The sequence below is a fragment of the Streptomyces inhibens genome (genome assembly GCF_003389455.1).
Taxonomy (GTDB): Bacteria; Actinomycetota; Actinomycetes; order Streptomycetales; family Streptomycetaceae; genus Streptomyces; species Streptomyces inhibens.
The window spans coordinates 1-7,985 of record NZ_QUAC01000387.1 but is presented as its reverse complement, the minus strand read 5'-3'; the positions used below and the strand labels follow the sequence as shown (position 1 = coordinate 7,985).

The following is a 7,985-nucleotide window of genomic DNA, read 5'->3' as shown; positions in this document are numbered from 1 at the left end:
GGCGGCCACCCGGACCGGGTGGCCGCCCCTGACGCGTCTCCAGGCCTTCGCCTGTATGAACAAGTCGCCGTCAACAAGCCCCGGCAAACCCACCGCGAGATGGACCTCGGACAAACCTCTGGCGACATGGAAGCCGCAGGTCATAAGCCTGATGGCGGAACGGGTTTGGAGCTGGTCACAGCGGTTAGACGCATACCCCGTACCTACGTGGATGCGTACACCGGTGCACGGCTGACACGACCGCCGCGAGGAGCCCCGTTGACCCGACGCCACCAGCAGATCGCCGAGGCACTGCGCCGGGCGATCGCCGACGGGCGGCACCCCGTGGGCAGCGCGCTCCCCTCGGAGGCCCAACTCGCCGACGCCCACGGCGTCTCACGCGGCACGGTCCGCCAGGCCCTGGCCGCGCTGCTCGCCGAAGGGCTGATCGGCTCCCGCCAGGGCGCCCGGCACCTCGTGCTGAGCACCGCACCCGGCCAGAGCCTCACCGAACTGCGCAGCTTCGCCCGGTGGGCGCGGGCCGGCGGCCACCGCCCCGGCGGCCAGGTCCTGGACAGCGCCCGCGGCACCGCCGACGGCGAGGAGGCGGCCCTGCTGCAACTGCCGCCGGACGCCGAGGTGCTGCGGGTGCTGCGGGTGCGGACCCTGGACGGTGAGCCGGTGCTGCTGGAGCGCACCGTTTATGCGGGCTGGATCGCCGACGCGGTCGAGGAGCTGCCGGCCGACTGCGAGTCGGTCACCCAGGCGCTCCTGGACTCCCGCGGACCGGTCTTCGCGCACGGAGAACACCATCTCGACGCCCTCGCGGCGGGCACCGTGGACGCCCAAAAGTTGCGGGTGCGACGGGGAAGTCCGTTGCTGCGCGTACGCCGCACCACGGCCACCGCGGAGGGCCGTCCGGTGGAAACCGCCGACGACCGCTACCGCCCGGGCGAGGTGGTCTTCTCCGTACGCAACTCCACCCAGGCCAACCCACTGGCCCGCGCCCGGGCCGACTGACAGCCGACCGGCGGCCGGTGCGACATGGACGGCGCTCTCGTCGACACCGAGCACTTGGTGCGCGGGCACGGGGTGCGCATCGGTGTCACCCGGACGGCCGCCTCACCACGCGGCCGCCCTGGGCGTCGATCCGGCGGACCGTCCGGGCGCTCACCGGCCGTTCACCCGTGGGAGCGCCCCAGGCCGCACAGAACCGGCCGTGCAGCCGCCCGTGGGCACACGAAAGGGCGGCCACCCCTGGAAGGGATGGCCGCCCTGTCAAAACGCCGTGCTGAGGGTCTTACTTACCCTTGGCGGCTTCCTTGAGCTTGGAGCCCGCGGAGACCTTCACGCTGTAGCCGGCCGGGATCTGGATCGGGTCGCCGGTCTGCGGGTTGCGCGCGGTGCGAGCGGCACGGTGGGTGCGCTCGAAGGTCAGGAAGCCGGGGATGGTGACCTTCTCGTCGCCCTTGGCGACGACCTCGCCGGTCACCTCGGCGAGGGCGGCCAGAACGGCGTCGGCGTCCTTGCGGGTCACCTCGGCGCGATCGGCCAGAGCGGCCACCAGCTCACTGCGGTTCATGTTTGTACTCCCGTGTTCTTCTTGCCAATGAGGCGTGAGATCGAAGCCGATGCTGCCAGGGTCCTCGGACAGTCCCCGGACCCGGGTCTGGTGCCAGACCCTCGCGCCCGATTACGCATCCTGCCCCCACCTGCGGCGGTAAAGCCAATCCGGCACCCAGGAGGGTCACACGAAAAGCGCCACTGCCTCGTTCGTGGTAACGCTCTGTGTCAATCCCGCTCCGGGCCGGCCCCACAGGGCGGCGGTGCTTACTGTCCGCCACCCTATGGGGGCCCCAACGACGGCGTGTCCAGCGACGCGCCGTACTCAGACCGTCGTGGTGGCCGTCACAGCCGGCTCGCTGCCCTTGGCCGCCGCCCGGACCGCACCGGCCACCGCGCCCGCGACCTTCTCGTTGAAGACGCTGGGGATGATGTAGTTCGGGTTGACCTCGTCCTCCAGGACGACGTCCGCGAGGGCACCGGCCGCGGCCAGCATCATCTCGGTGTTCACCGTACGGGAGTGGGCGTCCAGCAGGCCGCGGAAGACACCGGGGAACACCAGGACGTTGTTGATCTGGTTCGGGAAATCGGAGCGGCCGGTGGCCACGACGGCGGCGGTCTGCCGGGCGATCGCCGGGTCGACCTCGGGGTCGGGGTTGGCGAGTGCGAACACGATCGCGCCGTCGGCCATCTTCGCGACATCGTCGCCGTCCAGGACGTTGGGCGCGGAGACGCCGATGAAGACGTCCGCGCCGACCACGGCCTCCTTGAGGGTGCCGGTGACGCCCTCGGGGTTGGTGTTGTCGGCGATCCAGCGCAGCGGCGAATCGGGGTCGGCGTCGACCAGGTCGGCGCGGCCGGCGTGCACCACACCGTGGATGTCGGCGACGACGGCGTGCTGGACACCGGCCGCGATCAGCAGCTTGAGGATGGCGGTACCGGCCGCGCCGGCGCCGGACATCACGACCCGGACGTCCTCGATCTTCTTGCCGACGACCCGCAGCGCGTTGGTGAGCGCGGCGAGCACCACGATGGCGGTGCCGTGCTGGTCGTCGTGGAAGACCGGAATGTCCAGGGCCTCGCGCAGCCGCGCCTCGATCTCGAAGCAGCGGGGGGCGGAGATGTCCTCCAGGTTGATGCCCGCGAAGCCGGGGGCGATGGCCTTGACGATCTCCACGATCGCGTCGGGGTCCTGGGTGTCCAGGCAGATCGGCCAGGCGTCGATGCCGGCGAAGCGCTTGAAGAGGGCCGCCTTGCCCTCCATGACGGGCAGTGCGGCCTTGGGACCGATGTTGCCCAGGCCGAGGACCGCGGAGCCGTCCGTGACGACCGCGACGCTGTTGCGCTTGATCGTCAGCCGGCGGGCGTCCTCGGGGTTGTCGGCGATGGCCTGGCAGACCCGGGCGACACCGGGGGTGTAGATCATCGAGAGGTCGTCACGGTTACGGATGGGGTGCTTCGACGACATCTCGATCTTGCCGCCGAGGTGCATCAGGAACGTACGGTCGGAGACCTTGCCGAGCGAGACGCCCTCGATGTTGCGCAGCTGCTCGACGATCTCGTCGGCGTGGGCGGTGGAGGTCGCCGCGATGGTGACGTCGATGCGGAGCTTCTCGTGTCCGGATGCGGTGACGTCGAGGCCGGTCACCGAGCCTCCGTGGGACTCTACGGCCGTGGTGAGCTGGGAGACCGCGGTTCCGCTCGCGGGCACCTCCAGCCGGACCGTCATCGAGTAGGAGACGCTGGGCGCCGTTGCCATGGCCGACTTCCTCTGCTTTCACCGTGTAGCTGGATTGCCGTCCGATCGTCGCACCTACCGCGGAGTACGCGGTAGCCGCCCCGCATTGCGAACGTTTTGTTCGCGAGAAGCGGCACGTTCGGAAAACAACTTCCACCATACGAGAGATGATCGGGCGAGTGGAACCCCTCCGGCGCAGGCGTGAGCACCGCCACGCGAAAACAGCTGCGGGCGCCTCTCCCGGAGGAGAGACGCCCGCAGCTGATGCTGACGGCACCGACCCGCCATGCTCGCCTCGCGGCAAGTGGTCGCTCGTAGCGACGATGGTTGGGCCCGGGGGCTTGGATCGAGCCGGTGCCGTCACCAAGGCTAACAAACCAACCCCAGAAGCGAATCCCGTCCCGGGGCACGGATTTCAAGACCCCCCGTACGGCGGTCGGTCCCGCGGCGCTCAGTCCCGCAGCAGATCCGGCACCCCCGCCGCGTCCGGCTCGTCCCGTTCGGCGGACAGCACGGTCAGCTGCTGGGTGGCGCGGGTCAGCGCCACGTACAGCACCCGCAGGCCGGCCGGGGACTCATCGGCGATCTCGGCCGGCGAGACCACCACCGTGGCGTCGTACTCCAGCCCCTTGGCTTCCAGGGAGCCCAGCGCCACCACCCGCTCACCCAGTGGGGCGAGCCAACGGCGGGCCTGTGCACGGCGGTTCATGGCCACCACGACGCCGATCGTGCCGTCCACCTCGCCCAGCAGCCGCTCGGCCTCCGCCACCGTGGCCTCGGCCAGCGCCGCGTCGTCGGCGGGCCGGCCCTCGCGGGCTCCGTCCGCGGCGAGCGCGAAGCGCGGCTCCAGGCCCGTGGAGCGGACCGCCTTCGGCGACTGCATACCGGGCATCGCCAGCGCCAGCACCTTGCCGGCCAGCTCGGCGATCTCCGCGGGGTTGCGGTAGTTCACGGTGAGCGTGAAACGGCGGCGCGGGCGGGTGCCGAGCGCCTCGTCGCGGGCGACGGCGGCCTCGTCCGGGTCGGACCACGAGGACTGCGCCGGGTCACCGACGACGGTCCAGGTGGCGTGCCGGCCGCGGCGGCCGACCATCCGCCACTGCATCGGTGTCAGATCCTGCGCCTCGTCGACGATGACATGGGCGTAGTCGGTGCGCTCCTCCTCCAGCCGCTCCCGGCGGCTGCGGCCGCCACCCATGCGGTCCGCGTGGGTCGAGAGCTCCTCCAGGCCGGTCAGATGGTCCAGCGGGTCGGCCTCGCGCGGCCGGGCCGGGCGCATCGGGGCGCCGAGGATCAGCTGCAGCTCGTCCAGCAGCGCGACATCGTGCACCGACAGCGGGCCGTGACCCCCCTCGTCCAACCGGCGCAGGGAGCGGGCCAGTTGGCGCACCTCACGCGGGTTGAGCACCCGGCGCGCCCAGCGGCCCAGCCGGCGTTCGTCGGCCATCGCGGCCAGCACCCCGCGCGGGGTCAGCTCGGGCCACCACGCGTCCAGGAATTCCTGGAAGTCGGTCTCGGTGGTGATGTCCTCGTCGAAGCCCTCACGGGCCTCGGCGGCCAGTTCGGGGTCCGTGTAGCGGCGGGCGGCGCCCGACTTGGACCACAGGGCGTCCAGGATCAGCCGGCGGGCGCGCGGGCGCAGCAGGTTGACCGGTGCGGTGCCGCCGAGCGCGTTGTGCCGGATGCCGCGCAGCTCGTCGGCGTCCAGCTCGATCCGGCCGCCGAACGCGACGACGCGCAGCCGGGCCGGGGAGCTCTCGGGCGCCGCCAGCTCCAGCGCCCCGCGGGCCGCCTTGCGCAGCAGCTTCTGCATGCGCGAGGAGCCCTTGACGCGGGAGACCGCCGGCGGGTCGTACGCGGTCGCCTCGGCGCCGTCCACGAGCGAGCCGAGCGCCCGGATGGCGACCTGGCCCTCCTCGCCGAGGGACGGCAGCACGCCTTCGGTGTAGGCGACCAGCAGCGGCGTCGGGGAGACGATCAGGATGCCGCCCGCGTAGCGGCGCCGGTCCTGGTAGAGGAGGTAGGCGGCGCGGTGCAGGGCGACCGCGGTCTTGCCGGTGCCGGGGCCGCCCTCGACCTCGGTGACGGACGCGGCGGGGGCCCTGATGACCATGTCCTGCTCGGCCTGGATGGATGCCACGATGTCGCGCATGGTGTGGCTACGGGCCCGGCCGAGCGCGGCCATCAGCGCGCCGTCACCGATCGCCGGCAGCTCCTGGCCGTCCAGCGTCGCGGTGATCTCCGGACGCATCAGATCGTCCTCGACGCCGAGGACCTTACGGCCCTTGGAGCGGATCACCCGCCGGCGTACGACCCGGCCCGGGGCGACCGGGGTGGCCCGGTAGAAGGGCGCGGCGGCCGGCGCCCGCCAGTCGATGACCAGCGGGGAGTAGTCCGCGTCGAGCACGCCGAGACGGCCGATGTGCAGCGTCTCGGCGATCGCGGCGCGGCCGTCCTCGATGGCGCCCTCGGCGGGTTCGACGGAGGTGTAGGCGCCGTCCGGGCCCTTCTTTCCGTCCTTGCCGAGGAGCAGGTCGATCCGGCCGAAGAGGAAGTCCTCGTACTCCGAATTCAGGCGGTGGAGATGGACGCCGGCCTGGAAGACCTGGGCGTCGCGCTCGGCGAATGCGCCGGGCGTGCCGACCTGGCCGCGCTTGGCGGCGTCGTCCATCAGAAACTCTGCCTCGTGGATCTTCTCCTCGAGGCGCCGGTAGACACGGTCCAGATGTGTCTGCTCGGCGTCGATCTCGCGTTCGCGAACGGAATCCGATGTGTGATCCGGTGCGTGCGTGGCGTTGTGCGCGGCCACCCAGGTCCCCTTCTGCTGTGCGTAGGGCAGCCGTCAACCGTACGCGAACCGGGCACCATGCGCACCTGGCGATAGGGACAAAGTTGGGCGAGTTCGGTCGGATGTTGACTCAGACCTTTACTTCGGGCTTGCGCCGGCCGACGTTCACCGTTGGGTTCAGACGTTCACCGTCGCCAGTCGCCTGCCCTCCAGGGTGTTGATCTCGAAGTGATCGATGTCTCCGCGGTTGAGGGCCGCACCGCCCGCCGCGTACAGGGGCTCGCGGTTCCACTTCGCGCTGCTGCCCTTGATGCCGTAGCCGCCCTTGGGGACCGCCCAGGTGGTGACGGTCTGCCGCCGGCCGTCCTTGCCGACGGCCACCAGATCGCAGGTGAGCGGCCCCTTGACGTTGGCGAGTTCGAGGACGACCTGGGTGCCCCAGGGCCGGGCCGCCATGGAGACGCCCGCCGAGACCTTGGTGACCGGGTCGACGGAGCTCACCTTCTCGCCCTCGGCGTACTGGGCGCGTACGGCGTTCGCCAGCGGCGGGGCCGGCGCGTCCTGTGTGCCGCCCTTCAGGGAGACGGCGGCGAGCGGTCCGCCGACGATCAGCACGACGGCCGCGGCGACGAGGAACAGCCGGCGCCGGGCGCGGCCACGGCGGGTGGCGGCGACCTCGTCGAGCAGCCCGTCCAGCAGCCCCGGGCCGGGGACGGCGGTGATTGTCTCCGGGGTGGGGGCGGACTCCTTGAACTCGGCCAGCACCGGGGCCAGGCCCATCAGTTCCTCAAGCTCGACCGCGCACCGGTCACAGTAGGCCAGATGCGCCTCGAACCGTTCCGCGTCGGCGGCGTCCAGGACGCCCAGCGCGTAGGCGCCGACGTCGGTGTGCCGGTCCGGCTGCGTGGGCGGGGTCACTCCGTCACTCCTCGTTCTTCGAGCGAGAGCCTCAGGGAGCGCAGCGCGTAGAACACCCGGGACCGCACGGTCCCGGCCGGCACGCGCAGCACCTCCGCTGCCTCGTTGACCGTACGTTCCTTGAAGTACGTCTCGACGAGGGCCTCTCGGTGGGCCTGGCTCAGGTCGCTCAGCGCCTCGGAGATCGTCATCAGGCGCAGCGCCCGGTCGATCACATCGGCGGCGGGCATCGTCTCCAGCGGCGTCGCATCAACCTCTTGCGGCCGGGCCTTGCGGCTGCGGTGTCCGTCGATCACGATCCGCCGGGCGACCGTCACCAGCCATGGGCGGATCGAGCCGGTGGCGCGCTGCAGTTGGTCGGCGTTGCGCCAGGCGCGCACCAGCGTCTCCTGCACCACGTCCTCCGCGCGATGCCGGTCGCCCGCCACCAGTCGCAGGACGAAGGCGAGGAGCGGGCCCGCATGCTCGTCGTAGAGGGCTCGCATGAGCTCCTCATCAGGTGTCGTCCGGTCAGCCACGAGGGCATCCTTACGCACTCCAACTCCCGGGTCGATAGCGCGGGTCACCCAAGATCGCCGGGGCCGGGCCATGAATCGGACTTGCGGTGAGGAGTACGGACGGGACGGGCGGGATGTTCAGCGGCCGGCCGAAATGTTTTTTGCCGCGGTCGCGGGGCCGGGGACGGCGGGGGCGCCGCCGCTCGGGACGGCGGGGGCGCCGCCGCCCTCCACCCTTTGCACCATGGTCCGTCTCCGGTGTCGCGCCACCCGCTCCCGGTTGCCGCACACCTCGCTGGAGCACCAGCGGCGGCGCCGGCCGCGCGAGGTGTCCAGATAGATCAGGGAGCAGTTCTCCCCCGCGCACTGCCGCAGCTGTCCCCGCGCCACCGTGTCGGTCAGCAGCCCGACCGCGTCCCGGGCCACCGCGGCCAGCAGCCCGGCGCAGTCGGGCGGGCCGGGGAGCGCGGCGGCCAGGGCGCCGTCCGCGGTACGCACCGCG

General features: G+C 71.8%; 7 protein-coding genes. 1 reads left to right on the top strand and 6 read right to left on the bottom strand.

The window, feature by feature from the left end:
* Nucleotides 1-258 precede the first annotated feature (258 nt).
* Nucleotides 259-999, top strand: coding sequence for a GntR family transcriptional regulator (locus tag DY245_RS35255; protein WP_128511173.1), 741 nt, complete (start codon nt 259-261; stop codon nt 997-999).
* A gap of 280 nt (nt 1,000-1,279) precedes the next feature.
* Here the strand turns inward: DY245_RS35255 and DY245_RS35250 are convergent, their stop codons facing one another.
* The 6 genes from DY245_RS35250 to DY245_RS35225 all read right to left on the bottom strand — a co-directional run.
* Nucleotides 1,280-1,561, bottom strand: coding sequence for an HU family DNA-binding protein (locus DY245_RS35250; RefSeq protein WP_006605312.1), 282 nt, complete (start codon nt 1,559-1,561; stop codon nt 1,280-1,282).
* Nucleotides 1,562-1,867: 306 nt separating this feature from the next.
* Nucleotides 1,868-3,301, bottom strand: coding sequence for an NAD-dependent malic enzyme (locus DY245_RS35245; RefSeq protein ID WP_128511172.1), 1,434 nt, complete (start codon nt 3,299-3,301; stop codon nt 1,868-1,870).
* Nucleotides 3,302-3,731: 430 nt separating this feature from the next.
* The gene (locus DY245_RS35240) at nt 3,732-6,089 is read right to left on the bottom strand and encodes a HelD family protein (RefSeq protein ID WP_128511171.1); all 2,358 of its coding nucleotides are present in this window, start codon (nt 6,087-6,089) and stop codon (nt 3,732-3,734) included.
* 156 nt (nt 6,090-6,245) lie between these two features.
* On the bottom strand, nt 6,246-6,986 hold the full coding sequence (locus DY245_RS35235; RefSeq protein WP_128511170.1) for an anti-sigma factor family protein: 741 nt from the start codon (nt 6,984-6,986) through the stop codon (nt 6,246-6,248).
* A complete protein-coding gene (locus DY245_RS35230) occupies nt 6,983-7,576 on the bottom strand; it encodes a sigma-70 family RNA polymerase sigma factor (RefSeq protein WP_128511169.1) in 594 nt (197 codons plus the stop codon). Before DY245_RS35230 ends, DY245_RS35235 begins: the two co-directional genes overlap by 4 nt.
* 45 nt (nt 7,577-7,621) lie before the next feature.
* On the bottom strand, nt 7,622-7,985 hold a 364-nt coding region (locus tag DY245_RS35225; RefSeq protein WP_181924013.1), incomplete at its 5' end, for a CGNR zinc finger domain-containing protein.

Bases quoted from the DNA above. Each gene is read 5' to 3' on its own strand.
- DY245_RS35250 (WP_006605312.1), bottom strand. From the start codon at position 1,561: ATGAACCGCAGTGAGCTGGTGGCCGCTCTGGCCGATCGCGCCGAGGTG.
- DY245_RS35245 (WP_128511172.1), bottom strand. From the start codon at position 3,301: ATGGCAACGGCGCCCAGCGTCTCCTACTCGATGACGGTCCGGCTGGAG.
- DY245_RS35230 (WP_128511169.1), bottom strand. From the start codon at position 7,576: ATGGCCCGGCCCCGGCGATCTTGGGTGACCCGCGCTATCGACCCGGGA.